The following is an 18865-nucleotide window of genomic DNA, read 5'->3' as shown; positions in this document are numbered from 1 at the left end:
TTTATGATAGGGTCTAAAAACTGATCCACATCGTGGCACTTGCGTGTGCCCGAAAACCATCACGAAAGCAAAAAAATCCCCTGCGCGGCTGACCTCAAATACGCAACGGCAGTTGCTTGTGTGTGATCGCCCCACAGAAGATCGATTTGACGACCGTTGGAACGGATCAGCATGGAGTCACCCGACGGTGCCCCCGTCCATCCCGGGCCTGACTGACCCGGCCCCGGCTATCGCCGGGAGCGTAACAGGGAGTTTTTGAAACGAATGACGACCCAGCAGAAAAAATCTTCAACACGCCATGGATTCAAGACCGGTGAATCGATCGTTTACCCGGCCCACGGCGTTGGACAAATTGTAGCAATTGAAGACCAGGTGGTTGCGGGCATGTCGCTCGAACTGTTTGTCATCGATTTCGAAAAGGACAAGATGCGTCTCAAGGTGCCGGTAGCAAAGGCCGTCTCCATTGGCATGCGCAAGCTCTCTGAGACCGATTTCGTCGAACGTGCATTGAAGGTCGTTCAGGGCAGGGCACGCGTCAAGCGGACCATGTGGTCACGCCGTGCGCAGGAATATGATGCAAAGATCAATTCCGGTGACCTGATCTCGATCGCCGAGGTCGTTCGCGACCTGTATCGTGCTGAAAACCAGCCGGAGCAGTCCTATTCCGAACGTCAGCTTTACGAAGCTGCGCTTGACCGCATGGCGCGCGAAATCGCAGCCGTGAACAAAATGTCGGAAACCGAAGCTGTCCGCCTCGTCGAAGCCAACCTCAACAAGGGGCCGAAGCGCGGCAAGGCCATCGAAGAAGACGAAGCGCAGGAAGAAGCTGCGTAAGCACTTTCAAGCAGCGTCTACATCAAAAGCCCCGTCAACGATGACGGGGCTTTTTTGTTGCAACGGTGGATGTGTAGTAGCCTTCCCATCTTGCAAAAAGCCCGGCGCAGGGGGCTGCGCCGGGCTTTTCCGTATCGATATCCGGCCGGGATCAATCCATGGTGTGGATATCGCGATCCTTGGTTTCGGGCAGGAAGAGCATACCGATCACCAGGGTGATGCCGGCGAACACGATCGGGTACCAGAGGCCGTAGTAGATATCGCCCTGGGCGGCACTCATCGCGAAGGCCGTTGCCGGAAGCAGACCACCGAACCAGCCGTTACCGATATGGTAGGGCAGGGACATGCCGGTGTAGCGGATGCGGGTCGGGAAGAGTTCGACCAGAAGCGCTGCAATCGGGCCATAGACCATCGTCACATAGATGACGAGCACGGTGAGCACGGCGATGACGCCAAGCCAGTTGACCCTAGCCGGATCGGCGACCATGGTGAAGGAGCCACCCTTATCGATGGCGTAGACCGGCATTTCGGTCACGCCTGCAGCTTCTTCCGCCGTCAAGAGCTTGGCCGCAACCAGCTGTTCGCCGGTCATGCTTGCCTTGTCGCCGCCGCGAACGGCTGCAGCATCGAGCGTCAATTCCGGATTGGCGGCAACGAAGCCGTCAAGCTTGCTTTCCGGAACCTTTGCAGCGCCACGAACGAGCGGATAGCCGGCGTCATGGAGGGCAATGTTGATCTGCTTTTCGAAGGCTGCACCCGATGCCTTGGCCTTGTCGCCAGCAGCAATCGCGTCGTAGCCAGTGACCGTTTTTTCGCCGATCTTGACCGTTGCTGCCGAGCCGGCCGGGCCGGCGACGACATCATACGGAACCGAGTTGCGCGTCAGGAACGACGTTGCGATATCGCAGGAGGTCGTGAACTTCGCCGTGCCGGTTGGGTTGAACTGGAACTTGCAGTCGTCCGGAGCGGCCGTGACGGTTGCGCGGATGGTTTCCTGCGCTTCAGCGAGCGCCGGGTTGCCGGCCCAGGTCAAGGCCTTGAACAGCGGGAAGTAGGTGAGCATGGCAAGCACCAGTCCGGCCATGATGATCGGCTTGCGGCCGATTTTGTCCGACAGCGCGCCGAACAGCACGAAGAAGCCGGTGCCGATCAAAAGCGAGATGGCGACCATGATGTTCGCCGACTGGCCGTCGACCTTCAGGATATTCTGCAGGAAGAACAGCGCGTAGAATTGGCCCGTGTACCAGACAACGGCTTGGCCGACGACGGCGCCGAACAGCGCCAGAAGCGCGATCTTGGCGTTTCTCCACTGGCCGAACGCTTCCGTCAGCGGTGCCTTGGAACCCTTGCCTTCTTCCTTCATCTTCTTGAAGGCCGGCGATTCATTCATCTTCAGACGGATCCAGACGGAAACGCCGAGCAGGATGAAAGAGAGCAGGAACGGAATGCGCCAGCCCCAGGCAGCGAAGGCTTCCTTGCCCAGCATCATCTGCACGGCAACGATAACCACCAGCGACAGAAACAGACCGAGCGTCGCCGTCGTCTGGATCCAGGAGGTGAAATAACCGCGCCGGCCCTGCGGCGCATGTTCGGCCACATAGGTTGCAGCACCGCCATATTCGCCGCCGAGCGCCAGGCCCTGCAGCATGCGCAGCACGATCAGAAGGATCGGAGCAGCGATGCCGATCGAGGCAGCACCAGGCAGGATACCGACGAGGAACGTCGACAGGCCCATGATGACGATGGTGACGAGGAAGGTGTATTTGCGGCCGACGAGATCGCCGAGACGGCCAAACACCAGCGCGCCGAACGGACGCACGAGGAAGCCCGCAGCAAACGCCAGAAGGGCGAAGATGTTACGGGTGGTTTCCGGATATTGGGAAAAGAAGGTTGCGCCGATATAGACGGCCAGCGAACCGTAGAGATAGAAATCGTACCACTCGAAGATCGTGCCGAGCGAAGAGGCGAAAATCACCTTCTTCTGCTCGCCGGTCATCGGTGCAGCTTTTGCACCGGGCGCTACTGCGACATCTGCCATTTCGTTTGTCCTCCACTCAAAAACGGCTTTGTGCGCACCCTCAGTTGCTTCCGAATCCTCCCTGATTCAAAAGTGGAATGCGCCATGAGACCAAAATGGCAGAAAACCCCCTGGGGTGGCAGAGCGGCTTTGGGATTATGACTTTAGTCGAATGGGACCGATCAGGCCCGAAGGGCGGCCGCCGGGGACTGGCGGTAGGCGAGAAGCGCCGGAGCAAGTGCAAGGATCGCGGAAAACAGCACGATGGCGATTACGCTCTTCAGATCGTCGCGGATGAAACCGACCGGCAGGACGATGCCGCTGTCACCCGAAAACATCGCCGACAGCAGCATCGCGGCGCCGTAGCCGATGGCAAATCCTGAGAGAATGCCCAGCGCGATGAGGATGAACAACTCCAGCCAGACGATCACCAGTACGGCCGATTGCGGCGCGCCAAACGCCCTCAGAGCGCCGATCTGCCTACGGCGCTGGCCGATATGCATGACCGTGACCATGAGGACAGCTGCGGCAACCAGGATCTGCGCACCGACGGCGACCGCCGACAACACACGCTTGGCATCCCCGAGTGTCGCGTAGAGATTGGTCAGGACTTCGCCGGGAAAGACCGCGAGCGTCCCATTGCCGCGATAGTCCTGCCGCAACTTGTAGGCATCTGCGATAGTCTTCGGCTTGACGAGGATGGCTGGAAGGCCGGGCGTTTCCGCCGTCCAGTGTTCATCGAGCGGTGTATCAGGATCGATGGCGGCGTGTTCGCCATTGCCGTGATCGTCATCGTGATGAGCGGCCTCGTCGTGAGGCACTGCCGCTGCCGGATCGCCGGCCGTGCTTTCCGCATGCTCCTCATCCGCCTCATGACCACGGGCGTCCATTCCATGCAGGCCCCAGACGGCCTGGATGGGCACCAGGATGGCCCGGTCCCAGGATGTTCCCGTCGGCGCTAAGCGGCCGGTGATGCGGTAGGCAAGCTCCGTATGCGTCTCGCCGCCGGCAGTGCCGTGCATGGGTTTTACCGCATAGCCCAGCGGCAGCGTCACTGCGGCACCGATGACCGCTTCTCCGGCGGCAGCAAAGCTGCGCCCTTCGGAGAGAGCCGATAAATTGCCGACAAGCGTCTTGGACGTGCCGACAATCGGGTAGCCGGAGAAGGAATCGCCGAAACCGACGGGTGCGGCCCAGGAAACACGCGGATCGGCCGCAAGCTTGCCCAGGACATCACCGGACATCAGGGGCAGGGGAGAAGGCTGCAGGAAGACGGACGAAAGCAGCAGCTGTGTTTCACTTCCGGGGGCGCCAACGACAAGATCGAACCGGTCGGCGGCACGGGCGCTGCCGAGCCTGAGCGCCCGCTCTTGCAATGTGACGGCGACGCCCAGTGCGGTGGCAAAGGCGATTAGAAGCACGACGACCAGAGAGCCGGCCCAGAGACGGCGCAGATCCGAGAGGATGAAACGGGTCATGCCGCCTTCTCCCGGTGGGGGCGGTCCGTCTGGATCCGGCCGGCCGATAGAGTAATGCGGCGCTCGAGCCGGCCGGTCAGCCGCGGATCATGGGAAACGACAATGAGCGTACTCTCGTTGCTGACCGATAAATCGATCAGCAGGCGGGCAACAGCATCGCCGCTGTCACTATCGAGGCTTGCGGTCGGCTCGTCGGCGATTAGCACGCCTGGCTTTCGCAGCAGCGCCCGGGCAATCGCAACGCGCTGCATTTCGCCGCGCGACATGGTCTCGATTGTCTGGTTGGCGCGGCAAAGGCCGACGGCATAGAGCAACATCAGCGCACGATCCGGATCAGCCGGTTTCATCGCGCGCGACAGGCGGGCGGGCAGAAGGATGTTATCGACCGCACTCAAACCCGGGAAAAGGTGGAAATCCTGCATGACAAGGCCGATATGCGCCCCGCGCCAGCGATCACGGCCGCGCTCGGACATCCCGGCGATATCGGTGCCGCCCCATCGGATGGAGCCACCGGCCGCGCAGCGCTCAAGCCCGGTCAGGATATTGACCAGCGTGCTCTTGCCCGAACCCGACGCACCCGTGACCGCAACACGGCTGCCCGCCTCAATGGACAGCGAGGGGATATCGAGAACCGGTGTGGGAAGGCCTAGATAGGATACCGAAACAGAGTTGAGATCAAGCGACAGCATGGCGCTAGACCGACGCATATTCGGCGTTGCGCAGCCGCAGCAGGCTGACGAAACCGGTTTCGGGATCGGTCCATGACCCGAATTCGAGCACCCCGCGTGCCTCGATCGTCTGCGACGGCTGCACGAATGTCTGCTTTTCACCGAGATAGACGACGACGATATTGTCCGGCCAGTCGGCGTCCGAAGAGCAAAAGGGGCAGAGCGACATTGGAATTTCGGTGAGCACGAAGAAGGCGGCCTCGGCCTTCAGCGGCGGCGCCATGAAGCCCTTGATGGTTATCTCCTGACCGGCGAGCGACTTTACCTTTTCGGAGAACTCCAGCCCAAGAACGCCGAACTTGCTGTAGAGCTCATCGAACGACAAGGAGGGAATGGCGGCGGTGGCCGGGCGGACAGCCGCCAGCAAAGGCAGGCCCGCCAAGAGACGTAACGCATCGCGGCGCGTGGTTCCTGCAACAGAGCGGGTCATCGGGCGTCCACCTTAACTTATGACGTCAGGCCGGGAAAACGGAAACCGGCTAACGAAGTTCGTTTGTTATCGTTGGGTAATGGCGTCGTGAGAACTGCAAATTCCTCTGCGGGGGAATTTTGGCATGGGGCAAACCCACCACCCGTCATCCTCGCCCTTGTGGCGGGGATCCAGTGACCCGACGTCTGTCGGGTCAAAAGACTCTTTCAGCCCAAGGACTTGGGCTGACTGGATTCCTGTGACAAGCACAGGAATGACGGAGGTTGGTGTTGGTATTGCCTACTAAATAAGCTCATTAAAACCGTCACCTGACGGCGGGCTGCAGGCAGCCCGCCGGTATTATGCAAGTGAATCAGTTGGTCTGTTTTGCACCGAGCGCCAGGGTATCGGCGAGAACGCGGTAGATATCGCTCTCTTCCATGTACCCCTTGAAGCCCTCGGCACCCGGACCGGCTGCCTGCAGGACGACGTCGTCGACGGAATGGACACCACTATCGCCGCTCTTCGGGATATTGCCCTGCACGAAGACAGCGCCGGGAACATCCTTGTACGCTTCGTTGGCGATGTATTCCTTCTTTTCGTTCTGGATTGCCGGAACGAAAGGACCATCGAGCTTCGGACGGAAGGTCTCGTAGTGATCCGGGCCGTTGTTGGCGCTCAGGAACAGGCGGCGGGTGACGTCGACCTTGTCCGGATAACCGTCGTTGTTTTCGTCGGTATAGTTCGGGAATCCGGCCTCAGCGTAGGTGCCGACCTTTTCGCGCATGTCGGTGCCGGGCTTTTCATCATCGACCGTGCCAATGATCGAAACGCCGTGGGCATGGTCGCCGGTGACGACGATCAGCGTATCAGGATGGCTCGCGGCGAATTCACGGGCAACGCCGACCGCCTTGTCGAATTCGATGGTTTCGACGAGTGCGCGATCCCAATCCAGCGGATGGGACATCTTGTCGATATTGGCGCCTTCAACCATCAGGAAGAAGCCTTCCTCATTCTTCGACAGTTCGCCGAGAGCAGCTTTGGTCATGTCGACGAGGCCCGGCTGGTTCGGGAACTTCTCGACCGTGCCCTTTTTCAGGAACTCGCGATCCAGCGTCGTATCCATGTTGCCGGTGTGGAAGAGGCCGAGGATCTTGCCGGTGTTGGTGCCGGTTGCGGTCTGCAGCTCGGACTTATCGGTAGCAAGCGTATAGCCGGCTTCCTGGAACAGCTTGATGTAGTCCTTGTCGTCCTTGCGCTTGGAGCCGGGGATATCCTTGCCGAGGAAATAGGCCGAACCGCCGCCGAGGATGACATCGGGTTTGACGTCGAACATCATGCCGACGATCTGCTCCTTGTCGCCGCGCTTGCGGGTATGGGCAACGACGGCAGCAGGCGTCGCATCTTCGATTTCAGCCGTCGAGACGATGCCGATCGACTTCTTCGTCTGGCGGCGGATGGCTTCGGCGATGGTTTCGACCTTCGGGTCATCGAGGCTGTCCGGCGTACGGTCGCCATAGACGCCAAGCGCGTTGACGGCCGTCTTGTGGCCGGTCATGTAGGCCGACATGGTGTTGGCGCTGTCGGTGGCGATTGCTTCGGTCGACGAGGTGCCGACGAAGGCCATGTGGTCGAGGTCGTCCATGTTGAGGCGGCCATTGGCCTTACCTTCGGTCATGCCCTTCGACATGATACGGGCACCGGTGCGGTGGGCAACGGAAAGGCCATCACCGAGCAGGAAGATGATGTTCCTGGCCTTCTGGATTTCGCCGGTGTTGTAAACGTCCCAGGTCACCGACTTCGTTTCCGAACCGGCGGTCACTTCGATCTTGTAGGCGCCTTCGGTCGGCAGGATGAGGTCGCGGGCGATCAGGGCCGAGCCGAGGATCTTGTCTTCCTTGCCTTTTTCTTCGGCCACGAATTCGGCTTCCTTGCCGAGAACCGCCTTGTAGTCCTGACCGTTGATGGTGATCTTGACGTCTTCCGGCTTGACGACGGACTTGAACTCGACCTTGAAATCGAATGGCGAGCCGGCGAGGATGGTTGCACGATCAAGCGGATAAACGGTGGTGGCCTGTGCGGCCCCAGCGAGGAATGTCGTGGCGGCAAGCGCCGACAGAAGCATACGCATGGAAAACCCCCTTTTGGTTTCGTTTCGAGCTGACGGCCCGCAATAGTCACCGCGGATGACATCGGCATGACACTTCAGTAACGTTTTGACGGCAGGGGTGCGTCGCGCTTCCTGACAGGCGTTCTCAGCTTTCTGTTGACTCTACGTCAAAACCGCGTAAGAGCAGCAGCGGAAAAGGACCCACCATGCACCGTTTTGGTTACGCCATCGCTGCGCTGATCGCCCCGGCATTCGCTGCCGGGCGGGTTCGTTCTTTCTCGATATCTTCCAAAACAACGGCCAAAACGACGACGAAAACCGTCTGACGTCTCTGGCCACCGCTCTCTCCCCGGCACGGCCGGGGACCCGAAACCCGCGCCTTTGGCCGGCGGGTTTCCCCCAAAGCCCCGCGGAGAGACAGAAAGAGAGCAAGACAATGGGTTTCAAGATTGCTATTGCCGGCGCGACCGGAAATGTCGGCCGCGAAATGCTGAACATCCTCGAGGAACGGGGCTTTCCGGCTGATGAAGTCGTGGCGCTGGCCTCGGCCCGCAGCCAGGGCACCGAAGTTTCCTTCGGCGACAAGACGCTGAAGGTCAAGAACCTCGAAAACTACGATTTTTCCGACACCGATATCTGCCTGATGTCGGCCGGCGGCGCCGTGTCGCTGAAGTGGTCGCCGAAGATCGGCGCGCAGGGTTGCGTCGTCATCGACAACTCGTCGGCCTGGCGCTACGACCAGGACGTGCCGCTGGTGGTTCCGGAAGTAAACCCCGACGCTATCACCCAGTTCACCAAGCGCAACATCATTGCCAATCCGAATTGCTCGACCGCCCAGCTCGTCGTCGCGCTGAAGCCGCTGCATGACTTTGCCAAGATCAAGCGCGTCGTCGTCTCCACCTACCAGTCGGTATCCGGCGCCGGCAAGGACGGCATGGACGAGCTGTTCAACCAGACCCGCGCCGTCTTCGTCGCCGATCCGATGGAAAGCAAGAAGTTCACCAAGCGCATCGCCTTCAACGTCATCCCGCACATCGATGTGTTCATGGAAGACGGCTACACGAAGGAAGAGTGGAAGGTGATGGCCGAAACCAAGAAGATCCTCGATCCGAAGATCAAGCTGACCTGCACGGCCGTGCGCGTTCCGGTGTTCATCGGTCATTCGGAAGCGATCAACATCGAATTCGAAAACGAGATCACCGCCGACCAGGCCCGCGACATCCTGCGCGAAGCGCCCGGCTGCATCGTCATCGACAAGCATGAAAACGGCGGCTACATCACGCCTTACGAAAGCGCCGGCGAAGACGCGACCTATATCTCGCGCATCCGCGAAGACGCGACCGTCGAGAACGGCCTGAATATCTGGGTGGTTTCTGACAACCTGCGCAAGGGTGCCGCCCTCAACGCCATCCAGATTGCCGAGCTTCTCGTCAATCGCGGCCTCATCAAGGCGAAGAAACAGGCTGCCTGATCGGGAAATATAAAGTTTTAACCAATTGTACCAAATCGCGATGATACCAACCGTTGAGTTTCTATCATCGCGATTTGGTAGAAAGCCTCGCATGATCCGTTAAACGGGATGCGGGGCTTCTTTGTAAAAAGGCAACTGCGACGTTTTTTCATAGTCAAAAGGAGGATTCACGTGAAACACGCCCTCCTGATACTGTATCAACGTCGTGACAGAAACCGCAAAGACTGGCATTTTGCGGTCATAAATTTTGGATTCGGGCAATACGGGGTATTTCATGCGCAAGGCAAAGTGCGTACTGGCAGGTTTAACGGCGATGATCGCGGCAGCAATTCTGCCATCGGCGGCAGCGGCTGCACAATGCAGCAACACATCGGCAGGCTTCGACGCCTGGGTCGAGGACTTCAAGGGCGAAGCCGCAGGCCGCGGCATCAGCCCGGCCGTGCTGAACAAGGCCTTCGCCAACGTCACCTACAACAAGGCAACGATCCGTGCCGACCGGGGCCAGAAGAGTTTCAAGCTGTCGCTGAGCCAGTTCATGCAGAAGCGTGGCGGCCAGACGATCATTTCGCGCGGCAAGAAGATGAAGGCGCAGAACGCCGCTCTCTTCAGTTCCATCGAAAAGCGCTACGGTGTTCCGGCTGGCCCGATCATCGCGATCTGGGGCATGGAAACCGGCTTCGGCGGTTTCATGGGCAAGGAACACACGCTTTCAGCCGTCTCGACACTGTCGTTTGACTGCCGCCGTTCCGACTTTTTCACCGACCAGCTCTATGCGGCCCTGACGCTTGTGCAACGCGGCGACCTCAGCCCGGACGCACGCGGCGCAGCGCATGGCGAAATCGGCCAGACACAGTTTCTGCCGGCCAACGTGCTGAAATTCGGCGTCGACGGCGACGGCAACGGCCATATCGACATGGTCCGCTCCAAGGCGGACGCACTTGCCTCGACCGCCAACTTCCTGCGCGGCCACGGCTGGAGCGCCGGCGCCGGCTATCAGCAGGGTCAAGCCAATTTCGGCGCGATCCAGGGCTGGAACGCCGCCAGCGTCTACCAGCAGGCAATCGCCATCATCGGCGTTGAAATCGACGGCGGCTGATAGATAGCGCAGTTTTTAGAATGACGGCATCCGCAGCCCGGGAAACCAGGCTGCGGATTTTTTCGCACAGAAGTACAGACCAGACCGTCACGCGCGGATTGCAGGCTCATAGGCAAGGTGTTGCGGCGCAAGGCTCTGAAGAAACAGCTCTGCGTCGAAGAGTTCACCGGGCGCAAAGACACCGCCTGTTTCAACTGGAGCTTCAAGAAGCCGCTGAACGGCCTCGACGATCAGCGGCGCGGTGAATGCATAGATGTCACGTCCCGTAACGTAGGCGCGGCGAACCTCGCCTTCGCGTTGAGCAACGGTCTCCATCAGAAAAACCTGCGCCGATCGTCCAGTTTCATCGGCGGCTTCGGGCGGCGGGGTATTCACGTCGCGAAGATCGCGAAGCGGTGTCAGGTTCAGATAGTTGTGAAACGCACCTGCCTTCAAATGCCTTGAAATCAGGATCGTTTCCGAAAATGGCAGCTCGACCATTTCCTGACTGTCGAACGGCGCCGCAAATCGCCATGATGTCGTTGGTGCTGGGCTTGGCAAAGGATGCAGGTGTCCGCCGGCGAGGAAGAAGCGCTGTGCGGTATTGCGTTCGCCGGTGCGCCGCGTGCCCTGCGTCGGCAGCCAGCTGTCGAGCGCGATGGCGATGTGCAGATCATCGGCCGACATCCAGTCTCCCATCGCAGCCGTCGCCAGCAGATCACCCAGACCGCCGTAAAAACCCATGGCCGGAAGGATGGCGACCCCCGCCGCCTTGGCAGGCTCGGCGAAGCGCTCGAAGACCGACAGCGCCGTTGGCTGTTCCGCCGATACGTCGAGATAGAAAATGCGCGCTCTCAATGCCGCCGAAATCACCGGTTCGGCCGTATCGAGAAAGGGGCCTGCGCAATTGATCACCGCCGCTGCCCCTTCAAGGGCGCGATCGAGCGAGAAGGGGTCTTCGACAGCAGCCACTCTGGCTTCGGCTCCGTCATTTCCATTCGCAAGCTCCGCCAGCCTTTGGCGATCACGGCCAATTGCGATGACAGCGAACCCGCGCCGCAGCAATTCCGCGACGACGAAACGCCCCGTATGCCCGGCAGCGCCAAAGACGGCAACTTTTAGTGCCTGCGTATTTCCTGAAGAATGATGATCGAGCATATTCGCCTCCCATGCGATACAGACCTGTCTGTTTGATAACGCTACAAACAAGTCTGTAGCGTGTCAAGCTGGGATATGCCATACTGGCCGCAAGGAGACCGGTCGATGCCGCCAGCCCATAGGAACACCGCGCCTGACGAGAAGGCGCAGACCAATCCCGAGGTCAGATTACGGGTTCTGGAAACGGCTTCTGAGCTGTTCTATCGCCTCGGCGTCCGCGCCGTCGGGGTCGATATGATCGTGGCGGAAGCGGGGGTCGCGAAAACCAGCCTCTATCGCCATTTTCGTACCAAGGACGACCTAATTGCCGCATTCCTGCAGCGTGAGGACGAGGATTTCTGGAGGGTGTGGGACGAGGTCGCGCAGAGCCATGGGGACAATGCCGAAGCCGAACTTGAAGCACATATGTCCTGGATCGGCGACCGCGCCGGCCGCCCCGGCTATCGCGGCTGCCCGCAGATCAATGTCGCTGCCGAGTTTCCCGACCCCGCGCACCCGGCCCGCGCGGTCGCACGAACGCACAAGGAGGAACTACGGCGGCGTTTGACGGCAATCGCTGAGCGCCTCGGCGCCAGCCGCCCACAGGAGCTTGGTTTGCAACTGGCGGTGCTTGTTAACGGCGCCTTTGTCAGCACGACGCTGTTTTCACCGGAAAACGCGGTCCCGACCTTGCTGGCCATGTCACGGTCGCTTGTGACAACGGCGCGCATCTGAAGCGCGCCGTCCACGAAAGCATCAGCTTTTAGAAAATTACATGCCCGGCCGAGCAAAATCGCCGGTCTTGCTGTCCATGACCCAGAGTTCACCGGTTGAAATGTCGAACCAGGAGCCGTGCAGCTGCAGTTTGCCGCGCTGCTCGAGGATTTTGACGCACGGGAAGGTCCGCAGATTGGCGATCGAATTGCGGATGGAGACCCGCTCGAGCGCCCGCTGGCGTTCGGCGGCGGTCATCAATTCGTTGTTGTGGATCTGTTCGGCAGCGGGCTTCAGAAGGTTCATCCAGCGGCCGATGAAATCGCCGGGTGACAGCGGTTCGGCATCGAGATCGAGTGCTGCCTTGATGCCACCGCAGCGGCCGTGGCCCATGACGACGATATCGCTGACCTTCAACACCTGCACGGCAAACTCCAGAGCCGCCGATGTTGAGTGATACTGACCGTCCGGCTCATAGGGCGGCATCATGTTGGCGACGTTGCGCACCACAAACAATTCGCCCGGGCCACTATCGAAGATGGTTTCCGGCGCCGCACGGCTGTCACAACAGGCAATGACCATGGTCTTCGGCTGCTGACCGGTTTCGGCCAAGGCCTTGTAGCGCTGCTGCTGCTCGCTGAAGCGGCCGCTCATGAAATTGTTGTAGCCGTTCAGCAAATAGTCCGGGAAACGCTGCATGATGCTTGATCACTCCAATTATTTAGACAATTGAGATGTACATTCGCATGTCGGCTCTGCAGCACATACCATCTTTGTGCGCCGCACACAGGCAAATTACGGCAGCCCGCGCCGCCGGTGACATCCGTGAAATTCTCCGTTTGGTTTGCGTGGGTGAAAACGGTTTATTCGCTCAAGGCATGGGCTGGCAAGGGGGTAGATCGGCCGAACGATATCAGGAGCGCCGTTTCTGACCGGGATGCAGCAACCGGCGCATCTGAACCATCGCCATCGGCGTCGCAAGACTGGACGCGTCCCGCTCAAGCGTCAACTCATCGGCACCGCGCTTGCCCGTGCGCGCGATGATCTCGAAGACGCTGGCGGTTGCCAGTTGCAAGGCGCGCTCCTCGTTCAGGCCCTCCAGAAGCCGGGCAACGAACAAGGCCGCCAAAAGGTCGCCAGTCCCGTTCGGCGGATTGTCGATCAGCCGATGCTCGGCCAGCAGTGCATGATTGCCGGACAGATAGAGATTACCGGTGCCGCCCTTCATCATCGGGATGGCAGATGTCACCAGCATGCGCGACGGCCCGAGCGACAGGGCCGCTTCCAGAATGGCGGTGTTCGTCTCAAGCTCGGCGCCGCAGAGCCAGGCCAGCTCGAACCGGTTCGGCGTGGCAAGCGAGGCCAGCGGCAGCAACCGGTCGCGCATCGCGATCGCCGTGGCCTCCGGCACGTACAGCCCGCCGACATCGCCCATTACCGGGTCGCAGGCATAAAACAGGTCCGGATTCTTCGCCCGCAAAGCCTCGACCAGCCGCGCCACACTGTCCGCCTGATGGGCGGCACCGAGATAACCGGAGAGAACAGCCCGCACCTCTCCCGTCCACGGGGCGCGGATCAGATCGTCTATCAACCTGTCGAAATCATCAGGGCCGACCGTCACTCGCGTCGAGGGGCCATGGCCGGGATGCCAGGGCAGGATCACCGTCGGGAGGGCCCAGACCGGACAACCCAGCGTCTCTAGCGCGAAGACGGCGGCGCGATTACCAACGGATCCGCGAATCACATGGCTGGAAATGACGATGACGGCGCCGGGGGCAGGCTCAGACATTTGCGATTTTCCGCTGTTTCGAGCTGCCCAGATCGCCCGACAGTCATGCCGCTGTCAACTGCGACTGCCAAAAGATCGAAAGGACACATTTCCGGCTCGTTCATGAGAACAAAGAAATATGCAAATACAACCGATTGAATTCGAAAATCGGCCAAATCTTCCCGAAAATTTCATAAAACCATTCCGAATTGGATCAATCTGACCGAAAAATAGCCACAAAAACAATCGCCATGGACAATTCTTCTGTTAGGTTCGGCCAAAATGGTGATTGCGGGGAGATACGTCATGGGCACCAAATACAATCCGAAAAAAGACCGTCATTTCGAAGCGGTGAGCGAAGCCGGCAAGCTGCTGGGGGTGAAAATGCTCGCTCCGGAGATCCTGTTTCGCCGTGCCAGCCATGACGATCTCGACGCCTATACGCCCACCATGCTGGCTTTGACGGCAGCGCATGCGCTGACCGCCATCAATCGCAAGGAAAGCGACCGTCCGGTCATCTCCGTCGAATCGGTAGACGGCATTGCGCCGAATGCAGCCGACGTCTCGATCCTGTCCGTGACCGACCGCAACATGCCCTTCCTCTACGATTCGATCATGGGCGAGGTGACCAGCACCCACCGTGACATTCACCTTGCCGTACATCCCATTCTGGTTCTCGAGGCCGGAAAGCCGGCTAAAATCTTCGACCCGGAAGAAAAGAGCGATCCGGCCACCCGGATCAGCCATATCCAGATTCATATTAGCCGCGTCACCGACACCGAAGCCGAAGACCTGAAGGAGCGGATTGCCAACGTGCTCTCCCAGGTTCATCAGGCGGTCGGCGACTGGACCTCGATGTCAGGCCTGCTCGATCAGGCGATGAACGAATTGGAAAACCACGCCCCCAACAGCAAGAAGGGCGATCGCGACGAGGCGCTGGCCTTCCTGCGCTGGTTGCGCGGCAACAATTTCACCTTCCTCGGCATGCGCGAATACACCTATTCCGGCAAGGGCGAGAATGCCGTGGTCGAACGCGGCGAAGGGCGCGGCCTCGGTATTCTTTCCAATCCCGACGTGCGCGTGCTGCGCCAGGGAAAGGATGCCGTTCTGACGACGCCGGAAATCCTAGCCTTTCTCAACGGCCCGGATTTCCTCATCGTCACCAAGGCCAACGTCAAATCGGTGGTGCACCGCCGCGCCTATATGGATTATATCGGGGTCAAGCGCTTCGACAAGGCCGGCAATGTTGCCGGCGAACTGCGCATCGTCGGCCTGTTCACCTCCAGCGCCTATACACGGCCGGCCGCGGATATTCCGCTGTTGCGCTTCAAGGTCGAGAAGATCGTCGATCATTTCGGCTTCGATCCGCAGAGCCATTCAGGCAAGATGCTGACCAACACGCTGGAATCCTATCCGCGAGACGACCTTTTCCAGATCGACGTCAGCCTTTTGGCAAGCTTCTGCGAGCAGATCAACGAACTGGCCGACCGGCCGCGAATCCGCGTTCTGCCGCGCATCGATCACTTCGATCGTTTCGTATCCGTTATAGTATATGTGCCGCGCGAACAGTATGATTCCGATGTCCGCGAAAAGATCGGGCTCTATCTGAAGACTGTCTATGACGGCCGCGTTTCCGCCTATTACCCGGCTTTCCCGGAAGGCGGTCTTGCCCGCGTGCATTTCATCATTGGCCGCTCGAGCGGCAAGACACCGCGCGTGGCGCAAGCCAAGCTTGAAGATGCCGTTCGCGATATCGTTACCCGCTGGATTGACCGGTTCAACCTGCTGGCCCGCCACGACGGCGTGTCGATTTCCGTCAATGCGGCCTATCAGGCAGCCTTTACGCCAGCCGAAGCCCATGGTGATCTCGCTGATATCGCAGCCTGCTCCCCAAACGATCCGATCCGCATCGCTTTTTACCAGAAGCGCGGCAAGGGCCCGCAATCGCTAGAGCTGAAGATTTTCCATGCCGGTGAGCCGGTCTCGCTCTCGCACCGCGTTCCGCTGCTGGAAAACCTCGGCTTCCGGGTTATCAGCGAACAGACCCATGATATTACCGTCTCCTGCGCCAAGGGCGGCGATCGGCTCGTCGTTCTGCACGATATGGAACTGATCCATCGCGATGGGCATCTGCTCAACCTCGACAAGACCGGCCCGATGCTGGAGGAAGCCTATCTTTCCGCCTGGAACGGCGTGATCGAGGATGACAGCTTCAACCGGCTGATCCTGCTTGCCGGCCTCAGTGCCCGCGAGGTGACGGTGCTGCGCGCCTATGCGCGCTATCTGCGCCAGGCCGGCATCACCTATTCCCAAGGCTATCTCGCCGACACGCTGAACAAGTATCCAGCAATCGCTGCGGATATTTTCAAGCTTTTCGTCACCCGTATGGATCCCGTGCTGGAAGACAAGCCGAAGACCAAGCGCACTGCAGCGTTGAGAGCGGCGATCGAACAGGCCCTGGACGCCGTTCCAATCCTTGACGAGGACCAAATCCTGCGGCGCTACGTCAACGCCGTCGAGGCGACGCTGCGCACCAACTATTTCCAGCGCGATGCCGATGGCAATCCGAAGGTGATGCTGGCTTTCAAGCTCGATCCGAAGATCCTCGACGGCCTGCCGGAGCCGCGGCCTTTCCGCGAAATCTTCGTCTATGGCACGCAGGTCGAAGGCGTGCACCTGCGCTTCGGCAAGGTGGCCCGCGGCGGGCTGCGCTGGTCGGACCGGTCGCAGGATTACCGCACCGAAGTGCTCGGCCTGGTCAAGGCGCAGCAAGTCAAGAATGCCGTGATTGTGCCTGTCGGCGCCAAGGGCGGCTTCTATCCGAAGCAGCTGCCGGTGGGTGGCACCCGCGACGACATCTTCAAGGCGGGAACCGAGGCCTACAAGACCTATATCCGCACCATGCTGTCCATCACCGACAACATTGTCGGCCAGGACATCGTGCCGCCGGCCGATACGCTGCGGCTGGATGGTGACGATCCCTATTTCGTCGTTGCCGCCGACAAGGGCACGGCGACCTTCTCCGACACCGCCAACGGCCTGGCGCAGGAAGCTGGCTTCTGGCTAGACGACGCCTTTGCCTCCGGCGGTTCGGCCGGCTACGACCACAAGAAGATGGGCATCACGGCGCGCGGCGCCTGGGAAACCGTCAAGCGGCATTTCCGCGAGATGGACATCGATATCCAGACGACGCCCTTCAGCGTCGCCGGTGTCGGCGACATGTCCGGCGACGTGTTTGGCAACGGCATGCTGCTATCGGAAAAAATCCGGCTGATCGCCGCCTTCGACCATCGCGACATAATCATCGATCCTGATCCGGATATCGAAAAATCCTTTGCCGAGCGCAAACGCATGTTCAACCTGCCGCGCTCCAGCTGGCAGGATTATGACCGCTCGACGCTTTCGGCCGGTGCCATGATCATTCCGCGCACGGAAAAATCGGTGACGCTGACACCGCAGGCGATGGCGGCGATCGGTTGGGAAAAAAGCCAGGCGACGCCATCGGAGATCATGACAGCGATCCTGAAAAGCCCGGTCGATCTGCTCTGGTTCGGCGGTATCGGCACCTATGTGCGCGGCCCGACCGAAACCGACGCTGATGTCGGCGACCGCGCCAACGACCCGATCCGCATCACTGCCGACGATGTCGGCGCCAAGGTGATCGGTGAAGGCGCCAATCTCGGCGTTACCCAGCGCGGCCGCATCGGCTTCGGCCTAAAGGGCGGGCGCTGCAATTCCGACGCCATCGACAACTCGGCCGGCGTCAACTCGTCCGACTTCGAGGTCAACATCAAGATCGCACTCGCTTCGGCGATGCGCGACCAGCGGCTGACGCGCGCCAAGCGCAACACGCTTTTGGCCTCGATGACCGACGAAGTGGCAGAACTGGTGCTGCGCAACAACTACGAACAGTCTCTGTCGATCTCACTGACGGAAATGCTGGGTGCCGGCAACCGGACGGCGCTTGCCCGGCTCATGACCCGGCTGGAAGCGGACGGCCATCTCAACCGCAAGGTCGAGGTGCTCCCGAACGATCTGGCGCTGAGCGAGCGCTACCAGAGTGGCAAGGCGCTCACACGGGCCGAGATCGGCGTGCTTCTGTCCTATGCCAAGATCGTGCTGTTCGACGAGATCGTTGCCAGCAAGCTGCCGGACGACGACTATCTGCTGACGACGCTGCGGGATTACTTCCCGGCGAAGATGCACAAGGCGCATGCGGGCGATATCAACGAACACCGGCTGCGCCGCGAGATCATTGCGACGGTTCTCGCCAACGACGTCATCAACCGTGGCGGGCCGGCCTTCGTCAGCACATTGATTGACCAGACGGGCTTCATGCCGGCTGACGTGGTCAAGGCTGCGGTACTGACACGCGACGGCTACGACCTGAACCGCATCTACGGCGAGATCGACGCACTCGACAACGTCATCAGCGGCGCGGTGCAGAACGAACTCTACCAGGAGGCGGCACGCATCTTTGCCATCGTCACCGAACGGACTCTCAGGACCAAGGCGATGCAAGCGCCGCTTGGCGAGGCCATCGAGCAGCTGCGCGAAGCGCTGCGGAAGCTGAAATCCGCTTTGCAAAGCGCGATTCCTGAGGACGCGACGGCAGACGTGCGGCAAAGGGCCGATTATTTCATCGAGCGTGGCGTGCCGTCAGCACTGGCCGAGGAAATCGCCGCTCTTGCCGTGTTGACCTTCGTGCCAGAAATCATCCAGATCGCCGCCGATACCGGCGTGACGCTGGCACGCACCGCACAGAGCTATTTCGGCGTGACACAGAGCCTGCGGATCGCCCGGCTGCTGGCGGCTGCCGAGCGTGTGTCGGCAACCGAGCAATACGAGGCGATGGCCCTTTCGCGCAGCATCAACGACATCGCGACCGCGCGCAAGGACATCACCATCGCGGCCCTCACCGACAAGAAGGACGAGCGCAATCCGGTCGCAGCCTGGCGCGACAGCGACCATAGCCGGATTTCGCGCGTCACCGACCAACTGACCCTGCTGACGGAGAAGGGCGAGACGACGCTTGCCAAGATCACCGTTGCAGCGGGCTTGTTGAGCGATCTTGCACAGAACAGGATGAGGTGACACTGTCCGCGCCAGATGGGGCGGACAGAC

13 protein-coding genes are annotated in these 18865 nt (G+C 60.2%); 5 read left to right on the top strand and 8 right to left on the bottom strand.

Annotated elements, in window-relative coordinates; translation table 11 throughout:
* The first annotated feature begins 264 nt into the window (after positions 1 to 264).
* Positions 265 to 834, top strand: a complete 570-nt coding sequence (locus ACP7E0_RS14555; RefSeq protein ID WP_113312991.1) for a CarD family transcriptional regulator — start codon at positions 265 to 267, stop codon at positions 832 to 834.
* Between the two features lie 151 nt (positions 835 to 985).
* Here ACP7E0_RS14555 and ACP7E0_RS14550 read toward each other — a convergent pair whose 3' ends face one another.
* The 5 genes from ACP7E0_RS14550 to ACP7E0_RS14530 all read right to left on the bottom strand — a co-directional run bounded on the left by ACP7E0_RS14550 (position 986) and on the right by ACP7E0_RS14530 (position 7597).
* On the bottom strand, positions 986 to 2872 hold the full coding sequence (locus tag ACP7E0_RS14550; protein WP_426125745.1) for an MFS transporter: 1887 nt from the start codon (positions 2870 to 2872) through the stop codon (positions 986 to 988).
* A gap of 161 nt (positions 2873 to 3033) precedes the next feature.
* Positions 3034 to 4329 (bottom strand): ABC transporter permease, encoded by a 1296-nt coding sequence (locus ACP7E0_RS14545; protein ID WP_426125744.1) that lies wholly within the window; start codon positions 4327 to 4329, stop codon positions 3034 to 3036.
* Positions 4326 to 5018: an ABC transporter ATP-binding protein gene (locus ACP7E0_RS14540; protein WP_426125743.1), complete on the bottom strand. Its 693-nt coding sequence runs from the start codon at positions 5016 to 5018 to the stop codon at positions 4326 to 4328. The genes ACP7E0_RS14545 and ACP7E0_RS14540 overlap by 4 nt, the downstream gene beginning before the upstream one ends.
* 4 nt (positions 5019 to 5022) lie before the next feature.
* Positions 5023 to 5487: a hypothetical protein gene (locus ACP7E0_RS14535; protein WP_426125742.1), complete on the bottom strand. Its 465-nt coding sequence runs from the start codon at positions 5485 to 5487 to the stop codon at positions 5023 to 5025.
* A gap of 352 nt (positions 5488 to 5839) precedes the next feature.
* On the bottom strand, positions 5840 to 7597 hold the full coding sequence (locus ACP7E0_RS14530; RefSeq protein WP_426125741.1) for an alkaline phosphatase: 1758 nt from the start codon (positions 7595 to 7597) through the stop codon (positions 5840 to 5842).
* A gap of 415 nt (positions 7598 to 8012) precedes the next feature.
* Here ACP7E0_RS14530 and ACP7E0_RS14525 point away from each other — a divergent pair, with 415 nt between their 5' ends.
* Positions 8013 to 9047: an aspartate-semialdehyde dehydrogenase gene (locus ACP7E0_RS14525; RefSeq protein WP_113247375.1), complete on the top strand. Its 1035-nt coding sequence runs from the start codon at positions 8013 to 8015 to the stop codon at positions 9045 to 9047.
* Positions 9048 to 9321: 274 nt separating this feature from the next.
* A complete protein-coding gene (locus ACP7E0_RS14520; protein WP_426125740.1) occupies positions 9322 to 10143 on the top strand; it encodes a lytic murein transglycosylase in 822 nt (273 codons plus the stop codon).
* Between the two features lie 87 nt (positions 10144 to 10230).
* Here the strand turns inward: ACP7E0_RS14520 and ACP7E0_RS14515 are convergent, their stop codons facing one another.
* Positions 10231 to 11280, bottom strand: coding sequence for a saccharopine dehydrogenase family protein (locus ACP7E0_RS14515; RefSeq protein ID WP_426125739.1), 1050 nt, complete (start codon positions 11278 to 11280; stop codon positions 10231 to 10233).
* Positions 11281 to 11385: 105 nt separating this feature from the next.
* Here ACP7E0_RS14515 and ACP7E0_RS14510 point away from each other — a divergent pair, with 105 nt between their 5' ends.
* Positions 11386 to 11994 carry a TetR/AcrR family transcriptional regulator gene (locus tag ACP7E0_RS14510; RefSeq protein ID WP_426125738.1) on the top strand — a complete coding sequence of 203 codons (609 nt, stop codon included), beginning with the start codon at positions 11386 to 11388 and terminating at the stop codon, positions 11992 to 11994.
* A 36-nt stretch (positions 11995 to 12030) separates the two neighbouring features.
* On the opposite strand, the gene ACP7E0_RS14505 is transcribed toward ACP7E0_RS14510, so the two are convergent.
* Both ACP7E0_RS14505 and pdxY read right to left on the bottom strand, forming a co-directional pair.
* The gene (locus tag ACP7E0_RS14505; protein WP_426125737.1) at positions 12031 to 12672 is read right to left on the bottom strand and encodes a carbonic anhydrase; all 642 of its coding nucleotides are present in this window, start codon (positions 12670 to 12672) and stop codon (positions 12031 to 12033) included.
* Positions 12673 to 12886: 214 nt separating this feature from the next.
* Positions 12887 to 13762 (bottom strand): pyridoxal kinase PdxY, encoded by an 876-nt coding sequence (gene pdxY / locus ACP7E0_RS14500; RefSeq protein ID WP_426125736.1) that lies wholly within the window; start codon positions 13760 to 13762, stop codon positions 12887 to 12889.
* 285 nt (positions 13763 to 14047) lie between these two features.
* Between pdxY and ACP7E0_RS14495 the strand changes: the two genes are divergently transcribed.
* A complete protein-coding gene (locus ACP7E0_RS14495; RefSeq protein WP_426125735.1) occupies positions 14048 to 18835 on the top strand; it encodes an NAD-glutamate dehydrogenase in 4788 nt (1595 codons plus the stop codon).
* Positions 18836 to 18865 lie beyond the last annotated feature (30 nt).

The sequence above is a fragment of the Pararhizobium sp. PWRC1-1 genome, from assembly GCF_049897905.1.
Lineage (GTDB): Bacteria > Pseudomonadota > Alphaproteobacteria > Rhizobiales > Rhizobiaceae > Pararhizobium.
This window is presented reverse-complemented; position numbering and strand designations above follow the sequence as displayed.